The sequence below is a fragment of the Curtobacterium sp. VKM Ac-1376 genome (genome assembly GCF_015351025.1).
GTDB lineage: Bacteria > Actinomycetota > Actinomycetes > Actinomycetales > Microbacteriaceae > Curtobacterium.
This window is the reverse complement of sequence record NZ_JADKRV010000008.1, coordinates 121,945-140,963: the sequence shown is the minus strand read 5'-3', so window position 1 is coordinate 140,963 and position 19,019 is coordinate 121,945. Positions and strand designations below refer to the sequence as shown.

Sequence of the window (19,019 nt, the reverse complement as noted above, 5' to 3'; positions counted from 1 at the left end):
GACGACGGCCCGGACGACGTCGACCGCGCCGGTTCCCCATCATCTCGACGGAAGGCCCTCCCGTGCGCGCAGCGATCATCCACGCCCCGAACGACATCCGGGTCGAGGAGCGCGACCGTCCCTCGCTCCTCACCCCGAAGGACGTCGTCGTCAAGGTCGTCGCCGCATGCGTGTGCGGCTCGGACCTCTGGCCCTACCGGGGCGTGACGTCGACGAAGGCGCCCCGGCCGATCGGGCACGAGCTCGTCGGCGAGGTCGTGTCGGTCGGCGACGCGGTCACGACCCTGCACGAGGGCGACTTCGTCATCTCCCCCTTCACCATGAACGAGGGCACCTGCCAGGCCTGCCGCCACGGCATGACCACGGGCTGCGACCACCTGTCCGGCTTCGGCGGGGACGACGCGTACGGCGACCCCGTCGGCGGCGCGCAGGCCGAGTACGTCCGGATCCCGGACGCCGACGCCACGCTCGTCGCGGTCCCCGGCCCGGTCGACCCGGCCCTGGTGCCGTCGCTGCTCACCCTGTCGGACGTCTTCTCGACGGGGCACCACGCCGCGGTGTCGGCCGCTGTCGGCCCGGGCAAGACCGTCGTCGTGGTCGGCGACGGCGCGGTCGGGCTGTCCGCCGTGCTCGCCTCGAAGCGGCTCGGCGCGGAGCGCATCATCGCGATGAGCCGCCACGCCGACCGGCAGGCGCTCGCCCGCGAGTTCGGCGCGACGGACATCGTGGCGGCGCGTGGCGCGGCGGGCGTCGCGGCGATCCGCGAACTGCTCGGCGGCGACCTGGCCGACTGCGCGGTGGAGGCCGTCGGCACCGAGGAGAGCATGGACCAGGCGCTGCACTCGGTCCGCCCCGGCGGCAACCTCGGCTTCGTCGGGGTCCCGCACGGGGTGCCGACCATCGGCACGCGCTACCTGTTCGACACGAACATCGCCATCGCGGGCGGCATGGCCCCGGCCCGGAAGTACATCCCCGAGCTGCTGCCCGACGTGCTGTCCGGAGCGATCGACCCCGGGCGCGTCTTCGACCTCGAGCTGCCGCTCGACGAGGCCGCCGAGGCCTACCGCGCGATGGACGAGCGTCGGGCCATCAAGGTGCTGCTGCGCCCGTAGGCGCCGGTCGCTCACTCCACGTACGCCTGGTGGAACCCGCGGAAGTAGGCCGCCCCGTCAACCGTGCCGATGCTCTCCGGATGAAACTGGACGCCTTCGACCGGAAGTGCCCGATGGCGAACCCCCATCACGAGACCGTCGTCTTCCGAACGTGCCGTGACGACGAGATCGGCGGGCAATGTGGACTCGTCGATGACCAGTGAGTGGTACCGCGTGACTTTGCGCGGACCCTGCGGTCCCAGCCCGTAAAGCCCTCGACCATCGTGCTTGATGGTGCTCGTCTTCCCGTGGCGGATGCGGTCGGTACGGACGACAGCGGCGCCGAACGCTGCCCCGATCGCCTGATGGCCGAGACAAACACCCAAGATGGGGATCCTTCCGGCAAAGTGGCGGACGAGCTCGACGTGGCCGGACACGTCCGGGTGGCCTGGGCCCGGACCGAGGACGATGAAGTCTGGTCGCAGCAACTCGACACTCTGGATCACGTCTGGAGCCGCCCGGAGCACAGTCCGCTCGTCGTCCACATCGGCGAGGTACTGCTCGATGATGTGCACGAAACTGTCGAACGCGTCGATGAGGACGACACTCATCGGATCTCCTCCCCGCAGACCGCCCAGTAGGGAGCAGCCATCTTCTGGAGGGTCTCCTCCCATTCGCTGTCTCCCGTTGAGTCCGCGACGAAACCCGCGGAGGCGCGGAGCACGTACGTCCCGCAACGAACGACGGCCATGCGGATGGCGAGACCGAGGACAGCTGGCCTGCTCCCGAGGCCGACCAATCCGAAGGCGCCCGCATAGAGACCGCGTCGAGTCGATTCCAGGGACTCGATGATCTCCATAGCGCGCACCTTCGGCGCTCCGGACATCGTGCCGGCTGGGAAGCCCGCACGGATGACGTCCCACACGTCGTGCCCGGCCTCCAGCTCGCAGACGACCTGGGACACGAGGTGCAATACGTGCGAGTACGTCTCGACAGCCATCATGACCTCGACGTCGAGCGTCCCGGGCCTTGCGACACGTCCGAGATCGTTCCGACAGAGATCGACGAGCATGAGGTGTTCGGCTCGCTCTTTCGGGTCGTCAACGAGCTGGGCCCGCTGCGCTGCATCGTCAGCTCCTCGCGCGATGGTGCCAGCGATCGGTCGCATCGTCGCCGAGCCCTTCTCCAGCCGGACGAACAACTCCGGACTCGCACAGACCACGACGTGGCCCGCGACGGTGAACAAGGCCATGTAGGGCGACGGGTTTCGCCGTCGGAGACGTTCGTAGACCGTCAAGGGATCGGCATCTGTCTCGATGGTCACGGAGTGTCCGAGTTGCACCTGGTAGGCGTCTCCTTGGCGGATGTGCTCGAGACAGACCTCGCCGCGTCTCAGGTACTCCTCGCGTGTCACGTCGTCGCGGATCCGGCGCGGACGTGGCACCGTCGGCATTCCGCTGACGGCCTCCGGCGAAGTGTTCTCCTCCGACCACGCGGTCAACGCGCCCTCGACGCGGTCTGGGTCTTCGCCACCCCAAACGGAGGAGCGAACGACGGCAAGTTCGCCGCGGTGCTCCTCGAAGGTCACGATGGCGTCGACGAAACTGATGACAGCGTCAGGCGGGGCATCATCCTGATCGGGAATCGAACGTGGGAGCCGCTCGATGTAGTGCACGGCGTCGTACCCGAAGAAGACCAGGAAGGACAACGCGAGATCGGCGCGATCGTCGGACGTCCGCGTGGCCGCATCCAAGATCCGAGGAATCATCCAGAGCGAATCGTCAGCGACCAAGCGGTAAGCGCTTCCGTCGGCAACGATCACTCCCGCTTCGACGAGGACCCCGGCAATGACTCGAATTGCATCTCGTTCGCCGTCGATCGCCATGGAACCGTTCCGGATGATGAGCGAGGTCCGCCCCGCAAGGCCACACATCGAGACCCGGTTGTCTTCCTGCGGCCCGCCCTGCGACTCGAGTAGGAACGCACGCTCCGGTCCGTACGTCGCCCGGAGCCCTCGATACGCATCCATCGCCGGCATCAACGGCACGGGTCGGCGCACAATGTCGCAGTCGTTCCGAATATCCTCCGCGCTCACGTTGTCCATCTGGCATCGCCTTCTTGTGTCCGTGTTTCGTCTGTTTGCATCAACGGAGCCGGTGCGCCCGTTTTTCCGGCAGCAGCCAGTGCATCGTTCATCGTCCGCATCTTCGCCGTTGTCTCGTCAAATTCGGCATCAGCGTCGGAACCCCGGACGATGCCAGCGCCCGCGAAAAGGCGGGCGGACGACCCGGTGACGAGTCCGCAACGGATCGACACCCGCCACTCGCCATCGCCATCGCGCGACTGCCAGCCCACCACTCCGCCGAACAGTCCTCGTTCGAACGGCTCGCTCTCACTGATGACCCGAAGAGCAGCCGTTCGCGGCACGCCGCAGACTGCAGGCGTCGGATGCAACAGCTCCACCGCAGCAAGCGAGTCGATGTACGCCCGATCGACAGTCGTCGTGATGGCGGATGCGAGATGCCAGACGCGTTCTGTGGACCGCAGTTCTGGGCCAACCACATCGACATCGGACATCGCCACTCCGCGAAGCCGACCAACGATGTCCTCGATCACCAAGCCGTGTTCCGTGCCGACCTTCGCGGATCGGATGAGTTCGTTTCGAGCACGAGTGCGCAACACTCCGCCCGTCGGCACCGAGCCGGCGAACGGTGTCGACACCAGACGTGCACCGTTGACCCGCACGAGGACTTCTGGACTCGCCCCTAGGAAGTCGCCTTGCGACTCGGAACCGTGAACCTGAAACGCCAGGGAGGACCGGTCGGAACTCAGCCGCGCGAACACTTCGGCCTCGTCGAAGTCCTCCGGTCGCGTGATCACGTCCGTCCGGGCGAGGACGACCTTCTGAAGGGTGCCGTCAGAGATACCACGTAGGACGCTTCGGACCGAAGACGTGAAGGCAGATCGATGCTCGGAGTCGTCCGCCCTCGATGGTTCGGTCCGATGTCCAAGAGATCGGGAGTTGGGAAGCGACATCGAGCGAGGTCTGCCGATCCACAGTCTTCCCGGCGATGAGAGGTCGAACGGCAGTGCACCGACGATCAGCGATCCGGTTGGCGCAGCTCTGAGCATGTCTCGCGCCGCGCCGATCTGGACGTGAGCTGGAGCACCAGGCCGGATCGCCACTCCATCGACGACCTCGAACGGCGAGGGACGTCGACCCCATCGGAACACCGGCCCCGAAACCCGCGTCACCGCTCCTCCCGATGGATGCGTGTCGACCCGGATTCGCCTTCGTCGTTGTTGCCGAACAGCATCCAGACGATCGGAACACCGTTCCGGACACGGAACCAGGTCAGATCTTGCTGACGGCGGGCCTCGTCGTTGCAGACGGCCATGTCCGCCTCGCCGGTACCCACCATCGCCGCGGCGCTGCTCGTCGATGCTCCCGCCCCGGCACTGCGCAGACGAGAAAGGAGACGGTCGGCCACGCTGGCTTTTTGAAACATCAGCGTTAACGTATCAGTACTCGTGAAGATCGCCTTTCGCGCAGCGGAACGCATGTTACGAATTGGCAGCCGGGCAGCAGACGACCGGCCCTGGTGGGTTCGCCAAGGCGCTTCCAACCGTGACCCTCGTGCCCGAGTACTTCGAACTCGTCCGGAAGCACGCCAAGCCCGACACATGGATAATCGACTTCACGAACCCGGTCGGCATTCACCCGCGCGCTGCTCGAGCCCGGCCACCGCGCAGTCCGGCTCTGCAACGTGGCGATCCCGTTCCAACGGCGTTGCGCGAAGGAGTTCCGGGTCGCACTCGACGCCGTCCGGCTCGACCACATCGTGCTGAACCACCTGACGTGGGAGCCCGGCATGCAGGTGACCGGTGCCGACGGCACAACGCGGGACGTGCTCGGGGACCTGCTCTCCGGCGAAGCGCTCGACCGCACCGCCGACACTGTGCACATGCACCCGGACCTGCTCCGGCTGCAGGAAGCGATCCCCTCGTACTACCTTGCGGTACTTCCACAGTCATGACATCTCGCTGCAGGAACAGCTCCGCGAGCCCACCCGGGCCCAGGTCGTCATGGCGACCGAGCGGGCGCTGCTCGCGAAGTACGCCGACGAGTCCGTCGTGACGAAGCCCGCCGAACTCGAGCAGCGCGGCGGGGCGTACTACTCCGAGGCGGCGATCGACGTGCTCTCGTCGATCCTCGGTGACCGCGGCGACGTCCAGGTGCTCAACGTGCGGAACGACGGCACGTTCCCGTTCCTGCCCGACGACCACGTCATCGAGGTCGCCTCCCGCGTCACCCGGCTGAGACGGGGATCAACCCGCTCGCGGCCCGCGCGGACGGCACGACGGCTCGCTTCGCCGCCATCGGGGACGTCTCCGACGACTGGGGCGGCGGTGCCTGGCCCGGCAACCGTGCCGGCGACACCATCGGCCGCAGCGTCGTTGAGCGGCAGGCCGAGGAGATAGTCCTGCTCGCCTCGGACGCGCTCGAACGCCTGAGCCTCGGTGACTCCACTGCGGCACCGGTGCCGGTCGTGCTCGGCGGCGGGCGCTCGCCGCACGATACCCCCCAGGCGCTTGCCCGCGAGTTCGGTGCGACCGACATCGTGGCCGCCCGTGGTGCCGAGGGCGTCGACGCCGTCCGGGAGCTCCTGGGCGGCGACCTGGCCGACTGCGCGGTGGAGGCCGTCGGCACCGAGGAGAGCATGGACCAGGCGCTGCACTCGGTGCGCCCCGGTGGCAACGTCGGCTTCGTCGGGGTCCCGCACGGGGTGCCGACCATCGGCACGCGCTACCTGTTCGACACGAACATCGCGATCGCGGGCGGCATGGCCCCGGCCCGGAAGTACATCCCCGAGCTGCTGCCCGACGTGCTGTCCGGGGCGATCGACCCCGGGCGCGTCTTCGACCTCGAGCTGCCGCTCGACGAGGCCGCCGAGGCCGCCGAGGCCTACCGTGCGATGGACGAGCGCCGGGCCATCAAGGTGCTGCTGCGCCCGTAGCGGCGTGCGTCCGGAGACGCACAGGCGGACGGGAGGCCCGTGGCGACGCCGCCACGGGCCTCCGGTCCGCCGTCGGGTCGCGCGGTGTTTCGCGGAGCAGAACGCGTGTTTCCGATCTGTAAACAAACCTTTCAGTAAAGAAGGTTGTCCGTTACAGTCCTCGACATGACGACACGAGGACGCACCCCCGGCCAGCCCGGGCTCCTGCGCGTCCTGAACGACCGCGCCGCGCTCGAGCTCCTGCTCGACGGCGGTCCGCTCACCCGCAACGAACTCGCCCAGCGCACCGGGCTCAGCAAGCCGACCGCGGCCGAGATCATCCGGCGGCTCGAATCGGCGGCCCTCATCCGCCCGGCCGGCACCGACACGCAGGTCGGTCGGCGCGGTCCCAGTGCCGTCGTCTACGAAGCCATCACCGAGCGCGACCTCGCCGTCGCCGTGGACGTCCAGCTCGTCGACGTCCGGTCGACCGTGGTGGACGCCGCCGGCCGCACGTTCCCGGTCGCGACGCACCGGATGTCCGACGCCGAGATGCGCGCTCCGGGTTCCGACATCGTCGGTGCCGCGATCTCCCGTGCCGCGACGGCGGCCGGTGTCCACCCCGACCTGGTGACCGCGGTCGCCGTCGGCGTGCAGGCCAGCGTCGACCACGCCACGGACACCCTGATCTTCACCGACGGCCTGCCCGGCTGGCCGCGCGAGCAGGTCGCGGCCACCCTGTCCGCCGACCTCGGGGTCCGCGTCGTCATCGAGAACGACGCCAACCTCGCCGCCATCGCCGAGCGGAACATGGGCGCCGGTCGCGCGCCCGGATCGTTCGCGCTGTTCTGGATGGCCGAGGGCCTCGGCATGGCCCTCGACCTGCACGGGCACCTGCACACCGGCGCATCCGGAGCGGCCGGCGAGATCGGCTACCTCGGGCTGCCGGTCGAGGCCCGTTCCATCGACCCGACGGCCACGATCGTCGCGGACCTCATCTCCGAGTCCGCGATCATCGCGCTGGCCGCCGAGCACGGGATCACGGCACCCGACGGCACCGCAGCCGACTGGCGCCAGGTGCTCCCCCAGTTGCCCGGCTTGCCCGAGCAGCACCCCTTCACCGCCGCCCTCGGCGAGCGCGTCGGGCACAACGTGCTCCCCGCCCTCGCCGTGGCCGACCCCGAGACGGTCGTGCTGCACGGCCCGACCGGGATAGCCGGTGGCCCCGCCCTGGCCGCCGCCGTGACCGCCTGGCTCCGGACCCGCACGCGCTGGTCCACGGCCGTGGTGGCCCCCGGCGTCCCCGACACCCCCGTCCTGCACGGTGCGCGGCACGTCCTGATCGACGTCGTCCGCACCGCGCTCGCGGACCGGCTCGAGCGCATCAGTGACGATGTCGTGACGCCGGACCCCGTCGAGCGCCCCTGAACCGTTCCACCTGCACCACTCGAGGCACCATCACCCAGCCCTGCCACAGGGCTCTTCGTCGCGCCCGGAACCGGGCAGCGCCGGAGCGAGACCAGAGAGCGAGTACCGATGCACTTCCCCGAACCGAACCGACAGGCTCCGAACCACCGGGTCTTCCGCAGGATCCTCACCGCCACCGCCATCGCCGCCGCGGGCACCCTCGTCATCGCCGGCTGCAGCTCCGGGAGCAGCGCCGACTCGATCGAGAAGAGCGCCCCGAAGGAGCTCAAGGGGACCGTGTCCCTGTGGCACTTCTTCACGGGTCGCGAAGCCGGCGTCGTGAAGACCGCCGTCGAGGGCTTCGAGAAGGCCAACCCCGGCGTCACGGTCGACATCCACGCCGGACAGGACGACGAGAAGCTGCAGAAGGCGATCTCGTCCGGTCAGAACATCGACGTCGGCCTGTCCTACTCGACCGCAATCGTGGGCAGTTTCTGCTCGTCCGGAGCCTTCCGCGACCTGTCCCCCTACATCGAGCGCGACGATGTCGACCTCTCCGACATCCCGAAGGCGGTGCAGTCGTACACGGAGTACAAGGACACCCGCTGCACCCTGCCGGCGCTCGCCGACGTCAGCGCGTTGATGTACAACAAGCCACTGCTCGAGAAAGCCGGCATCACGTCACCGCCGAAGACCCTCGACGAGCTCGAGGCTGACGCCCTGAAACTGACGACGTACAACGCTGACGGCTCGATCAAGCAGCTCGGCTTCAACCCGCTCATCGACTTCTACGAGAACTCGCCCGAGCACTGGGCGCCGATGGTCGACGGCTCGTGGCTCGACGAGGACGGCAACAGCGCGATCGGCACGTCCGCCGCCTGGAAGAAGCTGATCACCTGGCAGAAGGGCTTCGTCGACGAGATCGGCTACGACAAGCTCAAGGCCTTCACATCGGGGCTCGGGCAGGAGTTCGCGGCCGACAACGCGTTCCAGACCGGTCAGGTCGCGATGCAGATCGACGGCGAGTACCGCACGGCCTTCATCAAGGACCAGAAGCCGGACCTCGACTACGGCACCTCCCCGACCCCGGTGATGGACGGTCTCGGCAACTACGGCTCGACGTACATCGCGGGCAACGTGGCGGGGATCGCGAAGGGTTCGAAGAACCCGGAGCTGTCCTGGGCGCTGCTGAAGTACCTGTCGACGAACACCGACGCGCAGGTCACGCTCGGCAACGGGCTGAAGAACATCCCGACGCTCACCTCGGCGCTCGAGTCCCCGGACCTCGAGGTCGACGAGAACTACAAGACCTTCGTCGACGTCGCGGGCAACAAGGACACGATGACCTCGCCCGGCACCGCCGACGGCGCCGCCTACATCGGCACCTTCACGAAGTTCTGGCAGGCGTACCAGGAGAAGGGCGGCGACCTCGACGCCAAGCTGAAGAAGCTCGACTCCGACATCGACAACGCCAACCAGCTGGCTGGCCCGTGATGAGCGTCACCACCAAGACGACCGGCCGGGAGGCGCGGCTCGCCCGCGCCGCCCGGCCCTCGGGCCCGACGGGGTCCGGTCCGGTGCCCCCGACGGCTCCGCGACGTCGGCCCCGGTCCGCCGAGTCCCGGCGCCGGCTCGTCGCGCTGACGATGCTCGCTCCGGCGCTCCTGGGGCTAGTGGTGTTCTTCGTCTACCCGCTCGTGGCGTCTGTCTTCTACTCGTTCACGCGTTACAACCAGCTGCAGGAACCGGAGTTCGTCGGGCTGCTGAACTACCGGTTCCTGTTCACGCAGGACCCGCAGATCGGTCCCGCGGTCGTCAACACGCTGTGGTTCGTCGTCATCCTGGTGCCGGTCCGGATCGTCTGCGGGCTGCTCGTCGCCGGGCTGCTCAGCCGGGCAAAGACAGCCACCGGCTTCTGGCGGACGCTGTTCTACCTGCCGGCCCTGGTGCCGCCGGTAGCGAGCGTCGTGGCGTTCGTGTTCCTGTTCAACCCCGGCACGGGGCCGGTGAACCAGATCCTGCGGCTCTTCGGCATCGACGGTCCGCTCTGGTTCAACGACCCGGCGTGGTCGAAGCCATCGCTCGTGATCCTGGGCGTCTGGGTGATGGGCGACATCATGATCATCTTCCTGGCGTCGCTGCTCGACGTGCCTCGTGACCTGTACGAGGCCGCGTCGCTCGACGGGGCGAACGGCGTCCAGCAGGTGCGGCACATCACGCTGCCGACGATCGCGCCGGTGATCGGGTTCGCCGCCGTGACGGGGGTGATCGCCGCCCTGCAGTACTTCACCGAGGCCGCGGTGGCCTCGGGCGTCGCGAGTGGCAAGGCGACGATCGGCGGCGGGACGGCGGCCCAGCTCGGGTACCCCGGCACCTCGCTGCTGACCTACACCGAGCTGCTCTACCAGCACGGCTTCGCGAACTTCCAGTTCGGCTACGCGTCAGCGATGGCGGTCGTGCTGTTCGTCATCACCGCCGTGGTGCTCGTGTTCACGATGCGCCGGATCTCCGTCTTCCGACCCGAGGAGTCCTGATGACCGCCGTCTCGCAGTCCCCGCTCGCCCGGGCCCCCCTGGGCACGGCGCCGCGCACCGGCAAGCCGCGCGGCCGGACGCTGGTGTGGGTCGCCGAGCACGCCGCCCTCGTGGCCCTCGGCGTCCTGACCATCGCTCCGATCGTGTTCGTGCTCCTGACCTCGCTGATGTCGAGCAACCAGGCCCTGACGGCGTCGATCTTCCCGCGACCGTTCGACTTGTCGAACTACACCCGGGTGTTCACCGAGCTGCCGCTCGCCCGCTGGTTCGGCAACTCCGCGATGTACGCGGTCCTGGCCACCGCGTTCATGCTCATCAGCTCGGTGCCCGCTGCCTACGCCCTCGCACAGATCCGTTTCAAGGGTGCGAACCTGATCTTCACGGTGATCATCGTCGCGATGCTCCTACCCCCACAGGTCACCGCGGTGCCGGTCTACGTGATGTGGTCGCACCTGCACCTGACCGGCACGCTCTGGCCGCTGATCCTGCCGAACCTGCTCGGCGACGCGTTCAGCATCTTCCTGCTCCGCCAGTTCTTCATGACCATCCCGAAGGAGTACGGCGACGCCGCCCGCATGGATGGCTGCAGCGAGTGGGGCGTGCTCTGGCGCGTGGTCGTGCCGATGGCGCGGCCGGGCATCGCGTCGGCCGCGATCTTCATGTTCTTCCACTCGTGGAACGACTACTACGGCCCGCTCCTGTACGCGTCCGAGAACCAGGCGGCCTGGCCGGTGGCGTACGGGCTCGCCACGTTCCGCGGACAGCACGGGACCGACTGGTCGATGACGATGGCGATGACCGTCGTCGTCATGGTCCCGGTCGTCATCATCTTCTTCTTCGCACAGAAGGCATTCGTCGAGGGCATCGCGCTCACCGGCGTGAAGGGATAGCAGCACCAGTGAAACTCACAGTCGTCGGTGGCGGATCCACCTACACCCCAGAACTCGTGGACGGCTTCGCCCGGCTCCGCGACCAGCTCCCGATCGACGAACTCTGGCTCGTCGATCCCGACCCCGTCCGCCGCGAACTCGTCGGCGGTGTCGCCCGGCGGATGTTCGCCCATGCCGGGCACCCCGGCACGGTCCACGTCACCGACGACGTCGTCGCCGGCGTCTCCGATTCCGACGCGGTCATGTTCCAGCTCCGCATCGGTGGGCAGGCGGCACGTCAGCAGGACGAGACCTGGCCGCACGAAGCGTGCTGCATCGGGCAGGAGACCACCGGTCCCGGTGGCTTCGCCAAGGCGCTCCGCACCGTGCCCGTCGTGCTCGAGTACGCCGAACTCGTCCGGAAGCACGCCAAGCCCGATGCCTGGATCGTCGACTTCACGAACCCCGTCGGCATCGTCACCCGGGCGCTGCTCGAGGCCGGACACCGCGCAGTGGGTCTCTGCAACGTGGCGATCGGGTTCCAACGCCGCTTCGCGAAGGAGTTCCAGGTCGCGCCCGACGCCGTCCGGCTCGACCACGTCGGGCTGAACCACCTGACGTGGGAGCGGGGCGTCCACGTGACCGGCGCCGACGGGACGACGCGCGACGTGCTCGGGGAGCTGCTCTCCGGCGAAGCGCTCGACCGCACGGCCGACAGTGTCCACATGCACCCGGACCTGCTCCGCCTGCAGCACGCCATCCCCTCGTACTACCTGCGGTACTTCTACAGTCACGACATCGTGCTGCAGGAGCAGCTGCACGAGCCCACCCGAGCCGAGGTCGTCATGGAGACCGAGCGGGCGCTGCTCGCGAAGTACGCCGACGAGTCCGTCGTGACGAAGCCCGCCGAACTCGAGCAGCGCGGCGGGGCGTACTACTCCGAGGCGGCGATCGACGTGCTCTCGTCGATCCTCGGTGACCGCGGCGACGTCCAGGTGCTCAACGTGCAGAACGACGGCACGTTCCCGTTCCTGCCCGACGACCACGTCATCGAGGTCCCCTCCCGGGTCACCCGACAGGCGATCACCCCGCTGCCGGTGTCCCCACTCGACCCGGACATGGTCGGCCTCGTCTCGCACGTCGCCGGATACGAGCGGCTCGCCCTCGACGCCGCAGTGCACGGCGGGCGCGACCGGGTCCTCCGCGCGATGTGGGCGCACCCCCTGGTGGGGCAGGTCGACAAGGCCGAGCAGCTGACCGACCTGCTCCTCGCTGCGAACGCGCAGCACCTGCCGTGGGCGCGATCGGAGCAGGTGACGTGGGCGGGCTGATCCGAGCCGGCGGGACGGAGACGGCCCGGCCCTCCCGACCGGACTCGCCCCGCCGGCCACCGGCGGCTGACCGCCCGGACCCGAGCGACGTCGTGCTCGCCGTCGACGGTGGCGGGAGCAAGACCGACGTCGTCGCGATCGCGCTCGACGGCACGATCGTCGGCCACGCTCGTGGCCCCGGGTCCAACCCGCAGACGCGGGGGTGGGACGTGGCCGGGCCGATCCTCGACGACGTCCGCTCGCGGGTGGTCCGCGACCTCGGCGAGCACGGCATCCGGACCACCCACGTGTACCTGGCGGGCCTCGACCTGCACGACGAGCTCGTCACCGCCACCGCTGCTCTGGCGCACTGGGCCGACGACGGCGGCGCCCCGCACGTGCTCGACAACGACCTGTTCGCGCTGCTCCGGGCGGGCACGCTGTCGCCGGACGCGGCGGCCGTGGTGTGCGGCACGGGGATCAACGCGCTCGCGGTCCGTGCTGACGGCACGACGGCCCGGTTCCCCGCCATCGGGGACGTCTCCGGCGACTGGGGCGGCGGGGCGTGGCTCGGCAACCGGGCGCTGTGGCACGCGGCCCGGGCCGACGACGGTCGGGGTCCGGCGACGGCACTGGTGACCGCGGTCCCGGCAGCGGTCGGCCTCGGCAGTGTCCGTGAGGTCACCGAGGCCATCCACTTCGGGCGTCTCGACCACGGGGTGTTCAACCGGCTCTGCCCCGTGCTGTTCGAGGCCGCGGGTGCCGGCGACGCCGTCGCCCGCAGCGTCGTCGAGCGGCAGGCCGAGGAGATCGTCCTGCTCGCCTCGGTCGCGCTCGAACGCCTGGGCCTCGGTGACTCCGCTGCGGCGCCGGTGCCGGTCGTGCTCGGCGGCGGAGTGCTCGCCGCACGACACCCGCTGCTCGTGGACGGCGTGGTCGACGGACTCGCGGGCCGGGTACCAGGAGCCGTCCCGACCTGGGTGACCGATCCGCCCGTGCTCGGTGCCGGGCTCGCCGCGCTCGAGTCGGTCGGCGCCGACGAGCCGGCGCTCGAGCACTACCGCGAGGCCGTGCGCTCCCGCGCCTTCGCGAGCACCACGGCCGCGATCAGCTGACGGGCGCCGCCCGTCGCACCCGCCCCGCCGCCCGCCGCGCCCGCCCCGCCGCCCGCCGTGCCCGCCGTGCCCGCCGTGCCCGCCGTGCCCGCCGTGCCCGCCGTGCCCGCCGTGCCCGCCGTGCCCGCCGTGCCCGCCGATGGCCCTTCCGCGAAAGCGACAGTCTGACGCCGAAGATCGCGACACACTGTCGCTTTCGCGGACCCGTCGGGGTCGGCAGCGGCCAAGTGTCGCTTTCGTGACACCACGGCCCCGCGACCGCTCAGGCATCGCGGATCGCCAGCACCCGGTGCGGCGCAGCAGCCTCGGCCCGCCACCCGGCCGGCAGTGCCTCCCGCAGCTCGGACAGGGTGAAGCTCCGGCGGATCGAGCGCAGCCCGTCCACCCGGACGAACGTGCCCGCCGCCACCAGCGGGGACGCCAGCGCGTACGCCCGGTAGGCCGCCGGAGAGCGCCGGATGTCGGAGTGCAGGCTCCGACCGGTCGCGAGTGCCTCGGAGTCGGCGAGGAACCCTTGCCGCTCCTCGTCGCCGAGGTGGTGCAGGACGTGGTTCGACACGACGACGTCGAACCGCTCTCCCGCCGCGACGAGTTCGCCGCTCGACTGCTGCCGGAAGGTCACGCCCGCCGGGGTCGATCGACGTGCCGCCGCGATCGCCCGTTCATCCGGGTCGGCACCGACGACCTCGAGCTCGAAGCCGTCGCTGGCCGCCCACCGCACCAGTGACCGCGCGAGGTCACCACCGCCGCACCCCAGGTCGAGCACGCGTCCGCGCCCGTTCACGGGCAGGGCCGGCGCGACGTGCGTGCGCCAAGCGGCCCGCCATCCGCTCACGAGCGCATTCACGACGGTGAACCGCCGGAAGGTGCGCGCGAGCACGCGGGGGTCGCAGTCCGGGTCGTCCATGAGTTCGCGCAGGTCGCGTGCGCGCGTGCCCAGGTCGACGGCCGGGAGGCCCGGTTCGGCTCGGTCTCGACCGCTCACGCCACTCCCGCGGTCGCGACCGGGACCCGCTCCGGTTCGAGCGCGGGCGACGCCTCGGTCCGCACCGCGGTCAGGCGCGCACTCTCCACCGTGAGGCCCGGGCCGAACGCGAGCGCGACGACCGCGCTGCCGTCGGCGAGGCCGGCGTCGACGGCGTCGCGCAGGACGAAGAGCACCGTGGCGCTCGACATGTTGCCGTGTTCGCGCAGCACCCGCCGGCTCGACGCCATCGCGCTGTCGGGCAGGCCGAGCGACTCCTGCGTGCGGTCGAGGATGGCGCGGCCGCCGGGGTGCACCGCCCACACCGGGACGTCCGACGCGGCACCGTCGGCGAGCAGCGGTGCGACGGCCCGCGAGACGTGCAGCCCGACGAGCTTCGGGACGGCCGTCGAGAGCACCATCTCGAAGCCCTCGTCGCCGATGTTCCAGGCCATCTCGGACGCGCCCTCGGGCACCACGGCGGTCGTGAACGCGTCGAAGCGAAGTCCGGCTCCGTCGCGGGCGACGACCGCGGCTGCGGCGCCGTCGCCGAACACGCTGTTCGCGACGATCTGGTCGGGGTCGTCCGAGGCCCGGACGTGCAGGGTGCAGAGTTCACCGCAGACCACGAGCACGACGGCGTCCGGGTCCTGGTCGACGAACGCGGCGGCGATGCGGAGCGCTGGGAACGCGGCGCAGCACCCCATGAAGCCGATGTGGTGGCGGAAGACGCCTGCGGGCAGGCCGAGCTGCTCGACGACGTCGATGTCCGGCCCCGGCTGCGTGAAGCCGGTGCAGGACACGGTCACGAGGTGCGTGACGGCGTCGGGGGACACGCCCGCGCGTTCCACCGCGTCACGAGCGGCGGCGACGAACAGGGGCGGCGCGAGTTCGCGGTACCGGTCGTTCCGCGCACCGGTCGACGGTGAGCGGAGGATGCCGTCGTCGTCACGGAAGGCCCCGCCGCCGCGCGTGGAGTCGAGCTCCTCGAGCACGGTGTGGCGCTGGTCCACCGCCGAGCCGTCGAAGGCCGCGGGGACCAGCCGGCGGCCGAGGCGACCGAGGTCTGGCTGGGCGGAGAAGAGGTCCCGGACCCGAGGTTGGTCGAGGGTCGTCGCGGGGACGGCGGTTCCGATGGCGCGGATCGTTGCGGACACGCTCCATCCTGTCACCGGATTGCTGACGTGTCCCCAGGATGCACGGGAGGCACGGTGCCAGCCGGCACCGTGCCTCCTGTCCTGACGGAGAGCCGTCTACGACTGCTGCGCGCGCTCCAGCACCAGCTCGCGCACGCGGGCGGCGTCGGCCTGGCCCTTCATGGCCTTCATGACCGCGCCGATGATCGCACCGGCGGCCTGGACCTTGCCGTCCTGGATCTTCGCCAGCACGTCGGGCTGCGCGGCGAGTGCCTCGTCGACGGCGGCGGTCAGGGCGGAGTCGTCCGAGACGACCTTGAGCCCGCGGGCCTCGACGACCTGGGCCGGCGAGCCCTCGCCCGCGATGACACCCTCGAGCACCTGGCGCGCGAGCCGGTCGGTCAGGTCACCGGACTCGACGAGTGCGATGACCTCGGCGACGTGCTTCGGCGAGACGAGGTCACCGGGGGCGGCGTCCTGCGCGTTGGCGACGCGGCTGATCTCGCCGGTCCACCACTTGCGGGCGGCCTGCGGAGCCGCTCCGGCGGCCACTGTCCCCTCGACCTCGTCGAGCAGCCCGCCGTTCACGACGTCCTGGAACTCGAGGTCCGCGAAGCCCCAGTCGCCCTTGAGGCGTCGACGGCGTGCGACCGGGGCCTCCGGCAGCGAGGCACGGAGTTCCTCGATCACCGCGGGGTCCGGCACGACCGGCAACAGGTCGGGCTCGGGGAAGTAGCGGTAGTCGTCGGCATCCGACTTCGGGCGTCCGGCCGAGGTGCGACCGGTGTCCTCGTGCCAGTGCCGGGTCTCCTGCGTGATCGTCCCACCGGCGGCGAGGATCGCGGCCTGGCGCTGGATCTCGTAGCGGATCGCCCGCTCGACCGCGCGGAACGAGTTGACGTTCTTCGTCTCGGTGCGGGTGCCGAGCTTCTCCTGGCCGCGGGGGCGCAGCGAGATGTTCGCGTCGCAGCGCAGGTTCCCGCGCTCCATGCGGGCTTCGGAGACGCCGAGGGCACGGACGAGGTCACGGATGACCTGCACGTACGCGGCACCGAGCTCGGGGGCACGGTGCTCGGCGCCGAAGATCGGCTTCGTGACGATCTCGACGAGCGGCACCCCGGCACGGTTGTAGTCGACGAGCGAGTACTCGGCGCCCTGGATGCGGCCGGTGGCACCGCCGACGTGCGTCAGCTTGCCGGCGTCCTCTTCCATGTGGGCGCGCTCGATCGGGATGTTGTAGATCGTGCCGTCGGCGAGTTCGACCTCGACCTCGCCCTCGTAGGCGATCGGCTCGTCGTACTGCGAGACCTGGTAGTTCTTGGGGTTGTCCGGGTAGAAGTAGTTCTTCCGGGCGAACCGCGAGGACTCCGCGATCGAGCAGCCGAGCGCGAGCCCGAGCTGGATGGAGTAGCGCACGGCCTGCTCGTTGACGACCGGCAGCGACCCGGGCAGCCCGAGGTCGACCGGCGTCACGTTCGTGTTCGGCTCGCCCCCGAAGAAGTTCGGGGCGTCCGAGAACATCTTGGTCTTCGTCGCGAGTTCGACGTGGACCTCGAAGCCGAGCACCGGCTCGTAGCGCTCGAGCGCCTCGTCGAAGTCCATCAGCGCGTCCTTCTGCGCCATCAGATCACACCTTCCTGCGCAGCGGACTGCTGACTCTGGTCGAGGTCCGGGACCGACGCGATGAGCGGCGCGCCCCACTGCTGTTCGAGCAACCGCTCGAGGGCGGCCCCGTAGCGGTACAGCCGGGCGTCCTCGCGCTGCGGGGCCATGAGCTGCACGCCCACGGGCAGGCCGTCCTCGGGCGCCAGGCCGTTCGGGATGCTCATCCCGGGGACGCCGGCGAGGTTCGCCGGGATCGTCGTCAGGTCGTTGAGGTACATCGCGAGCGGGTCGTCGATGCGCTCGCCGATCGGGAACGCGGTCGTCGGCGCCGACGGGCTGACGAGCAGGTCGACCTGCTCGAACGCGGCCTGGAAGTCCCGCTGCACGAGCGTGCGGACCTTCTGCGCGGAGCCGTAGTAGGCGTCGTAGTACCCGGCGCTCAGGGCGTAGGTGCCGAGGATGATGCGGCGCTTGACCTCGGGTCCGAACCCGGCTTCACGGGTGGCAGCCATGACGTCCTCGACAGTGGCACTGTGCTCGGGCGTGACACGGAGGCCGAAGCGCACCGAGTCGAACTTCGCCAGGTTCGACGACGCTTCGGCCGGGAGGATCAGGTAGTAGGCGCTGATCGCGTACGCGAACGACGGGGCGTCGATCTCGACGACGACCGCACCGGCCGACTCGAGCAGGGCGACGGTCTCCTGGAAGCGCTGGGTGACGCCGGCCTGGAAGCCGTCGCCGCCGGCGAGCTCCTTGACCACGCCGACGCGCAGACCGCGCAGGGTGTCCGCCTGCAACCCCTCGCGAGCGGCGGCGGCCATGGAGGGCCAGGCGTCCGGGATCGAGGTCGAGTCGCGCGGGTCGTGCCCACCGATGACGTCGTGCAGGAGCGCGGCGTCGAGCACGGTGCGGGCCACCGGACCGATCTGGTCGAGGCTGGAGGCCAGGGCGATCGCACCGTAGCGGCTCACCCCGCCGTAGGTCGGCTTCACACCGACGGTGCCGGTGACGGCGCCGGGCTGCCGGATCGAGCCGCCGGTGTCGGAACCGAGCGCGAGGGGTGCCTCGTGCGCGGCGACGGCAGCGGCCGAGCCACCGCCGGACCCACCGGGGATGCGGTCGAGGTCCCACGGGTTGTGGGTCGGTCCGTAGGCCGAGAACTCGGTGGTCGAGCCCATCGCGAACTCGTCCATGTTGGTCTTGCCGAGCGGCACGAGGCCGGCGGCGCGGAGCTTGGCGACCGGGGTGGCGTCGTACGGGGGCACCCACCCCTCGAGGATCTTCGAGCCCGAGGTGGTCGGCATGTCCTGCGTGCACAGGACGTCCTTGATCGCGATCGGCACACCGGCGAGTGGGCCGAGGTCGTCGCCCGCGGCGCGGCGCGAGTCGATCGACTTCGCCACGGCGAGGGCGTTCTGGTTGATGTGCAGGAACGCGTGCACGTCACCGTCGACCGCGGCGATGCGGTCGAGGTGGGCCTGCGTGGCCTCGACGCTCGAGACGTCGCGCGCCACGAGGGCGTCCGCGAGCGCCGCGGCGCTCAGCTTGGTGATGTCGGTCACTGCTCTTCTCCCAGGATGGCGGTCACGCGGAACCGTTCGCCGTCGGAGTCGGGCGCCCCGGAGAGCGCCTGCTCCTGCGTCAGCGTCGTGCCGACCACGTCGGGTCGGGTGACGTTGCCGAGCGGCACGGGGTGGCTCGTCGCCGGGACGTCGTCGGTCGCGACCTCGGCGACCTTGGCGACACTCTCGACGATGTGCGACAGCTCCCCGGTCAGCTTCTCGATCTCGTCGGGCGTGAGTGCGATACGTGCGAGGTTCGCCAGGTGCGCGACCTGCTCGCTCGTGATGTCAGGCATGGTGCTCCGTCGATCGGTTCGTGGGATGCCCCACAGTCTATTGGCTGCGTCGGACGCGCAGGCGCGGCTGTGGACGACGCTCGTGCGCGACGCCTCGCGTGCGCCGGAGCTGCCCGGCACCGAGGTCGCGGTC

The 19,019-nt window shown here is 70.1% G+C and carries 19 protein-coding genes and 1 pseudogene; 11 read left to right on the top strand and 9 right to left on the bottom strand.

Translation table 11 applies throughout. The features are described 5' to 3' along the window. The first annotated feature begins 62 nt into the window (after positions 1–62). Complete coding sequence (locus tag ITJ56_RS11495) at positions 63–1,112, top strand: alcohol dehydrogenase catalytic domain-containing protein (protein ID WP_194630737.1); 1,050 nt, start codon at positions 63–65, stop codon at positions 1,110–1,112. Positions 1,113–1,123: 11 nt separating this feature from the next. Here the strand turns inward: ITJ56_RS11495 and ITJ56_RS11490 are convergent, their stop codons facing one another. The 4 genes from ITJ56_RS11490 to ITJ56_RS11475 form a co-directional block, all read right to left on the bottom strand. Further along, on the bottom strand, positions 1,124–1,702 hold the full coding sequence (locus ITJ56_RS11490; protein WP_194630736.1) for an anthranilate synthase component II: 579 nt from the start codon (positions 1,700–1,702) through the stop codon (positions 1,124–1,126). Then, positions 1,699–3,195: an anthranilate synthase component I family protein gene (locus ITJ56_RS11485; RefSeq protein ID WP_194630735.1), complete on the bottom strand. Its 1,497-nt coding sequence runs from the start codon at positions 3,193–3,195 to the stop codon at positions 1,699–1,701. Before ITJ56_RS11485 ends, ITJ56_RS11490 begins: the two co-directional genes overlap by 4 nt. Beyond that, positions 3,183–4,127, bottom strand: coding sequence for an isochorismate synthase (locus ITJ56_RS11480; RefSeq protein ID WP_228517665.1), 945 nt, complete (start codon positions 4,125–4,127; stop codon positions 3,183–3,185). The genes ITJ56_RS11485 and ITJ56_RS11480 overlap by 13 nt, the downstream gene beginning before the upstream one ends. Before the next feature lie 215 nt (positions 4,128–4,342). Beyond that, on the bottom strand, positions 4,343–4,654 hold the full coding sequence (locus ITJ56_RS11475; protein WP_194630733.1) for a hypothetical protein: 312 nt from the start codon (positions 4,652–4,654) through the stop codon (positions 4,343–4,345). A gap of 65 nt (positions 4,655–4,719) precedes the next feature. Between ITJ56_RS11475 and ITJ56_RS18955 the strand changes: the two are divergent. The 10 genes and pseudogenes from ITJ56_RS18955 to ITJ56_RS11435 form a co-directional block, all read left to right on the top strand. Next, positions 4,720–4,779, top strand: a pseudogene (locus ITJ56_RS18955) (hypothetical protein); the annotation flags it as partial. Positions 4,780–4,858: 79 nt separating this feature from the next. Next, the gene (locus tag ITJ56_RS18450; RefSeq protein ID WP_228517599.1) at positions 4,859–5,128 is read left to right on the top strand and encodes a hypothetical protein; all 270 of its coding nucleotides are present in this window, start codon (positions 4,859–4,861) and stop codon (positions 5,126–5,128) included. After that, entirely contained in the window at positions 5,106–5,573 is a 468-nt protein-coding gene (locus ITJ56_RS18445; protein ID WP_228517597.1) for a hypothetical protein, read from the top strand. The genes ITJ56_RS18450 and ITJ56_RS18445 overlap by 23 nt, the downstream gene beginning before the upstream one ends. Positions 5,574–5,632: 59 nt before the next feature. Next, the gene (locus ITJ56_RS11465) at positions 5,633–6,109 is read left to right on the top strand and encodes a zinc-binding dehydrogenase (RefSeq protein ID WP_194630732.1); all 477 of its coding nucleotides are present in this window, start codon (positions 5,633–5,635) and stop codon (positions 6,107–6,109) included. 165 nt (positions 6,110–6,274) lie between these two features. Next, a complete protein-coding gene (locus ITJ56_RS11460; protein ID WP_194630731.1) occupies positions 6,275–7,516 on the top strand; it encodes an ROK family transcriptional regulator in 1,242 nt (413 codons plus the stop codon). Between the two features lie 108 nt (positions 7,517–7,624). After that, positions 7,625–8,989, top strand: coding sequence for an extracellular solute-binding protein (locus ITJ56_RS11455; RefSeq protein ID WP_194630730.1), 1,365 nt, complete (start codon positions 7,625–7,627; stop codon positions 8,987–8,989). After that, positions 8,989–10,029, top strand: a complete 1,041-nt coding sequence (locus ITJ56_RS11450; protein ID WP_228517595.1) for a carbohydrate ABC transporter permease — start codon at positions 8,989–8,991, stop codon at positions 10,027–10,029. The genes ITJ56_RS11455 and ITJ56_RS11450 overlap by 1 nt, the downstream gene beginning before the upstream one ends. Continuing rightward, positions 10,029–10,919 (top strand): carbohydrate ABC transporter permease, encoded by an 891-nt coding sequence (locus tag ITJ56_RS11445; RefSeq protein WP_194630729.1) that lies wholly within the window; start codon positions 10,029–10,031, stop codon positions 10,917–10,919. The genes ITJ56_RS11450 and ITJ56_RS11445 overlap by 1 nt, the downstream gene beginning before the upstream one ends. An 8-nt stretch (positions 10,920–10,927) precedes the next feature. Further along, positions 10,928–12,229, top strand: coding sequence for a 6-phospho-beta-glucosidase (locus tag ITJ56_RS11440; RefSeq protein ID WP_194630728.1), 1,302 nt, complete (start codon positions 10,928–10,930; stop codon positions 12,227–12,229). Then, a complete protein-coding gene (locus ITJ56_RS11435) occupies positions 12,217–13,323 on the top strand; it encodes an N-acetylglucosamine kinase (RefSeq protein WP_323749790.1) in 1,107 nt (368 codons plus the stop codon). The genes ITJ56_RS11440 and ITJ56_RS11435 overlap by 13 nt, the downstream gene beginning before the upstream one ends. Positions 13,324–13,585: 262 nt before the next feature. Here the strand turns inward: ITJ56_RS11435 and ITJ56_RS11430 are convergent, their stop codons facing one another. The 5 genes from ITJ56_RS11430 to gatC form a co-directional block, all read right to left on the bottom strand. Continuing rightward, complete coding sequence (locus ITJ56_RS11430; RefSeq protein WP_323749789.1) at positions 13,586–14,308, bottom strand: methyltransferase domain-containing protein; 723 nt, start codon at positions 14,306–14,308, stop codon at positions 13,586–13,588. Further along, complete coding sequence (locus ITJ56_RS11425; RefSeq protein ID WP_194630727.1) at positions 14,305–15,444, bottom strand: type III polyketide synthase; 1,140 nt, start codon at positions 15,442–15,444, stop codon at positions 14,305–14,307. Before ITJ56_RS11425 ends, ITJ56_RS11430 begins: the two co-directional genes overlap by 4 nt. A 96-nt stretch (positions 15,445–15,540) precedes the next feature. Next, the gene (gene gatB / locus ITJ56_RS11420; RefSeq protein WP_194630726.1) at positions 15,541–17,046 is read right to left on the bottom strand and encodes an Asp-tRNA(Asn)/Glu-tRNA(Gln) amidotransferase subunit GatB; all 1,506 of its coding nucleotides are present in this window, start codon (positions 17,044–17,046) and stop codon (positions 15,541–15,543) included. Continuing rightward, positions 17,046–18,590: an Asp-tRNA(Asn)/Glu-tRNA(Gln) amidotransferase subunit GatA gene (gene gatA / locus ITJ56_RS11415; RefSeq protein ID WP_194630725.1), complete on the bottom strand. Its 1,545-nt coding sequence runs from the start codon at positions 18,588–18,590 to the stop codon at positions 17,046–17,048. Before gatA ends, gatB begins: the two co-directional genes overlap by 1 nt. Further along, on the bottom strand, positions 18,587–18,886 hold the full coding sequence (gatC, locus tag ITJ56_RS11410) for an Asp-tRNA(Asn)/Glu-tRNA(Gln) amidotransferase subunit GatC (RefSeq protein WP_017887005.1): 300 nt from the start codon (positions 18,884–18,886) through the stop codon (positions 18,587–18,589). The genes gatA and gatC overlap by 4 nt, the downstream gene beginning before the upstream one ends. Between the last annotated feature and the right edge of the window lie 133 nt (positions 18,887–19,019).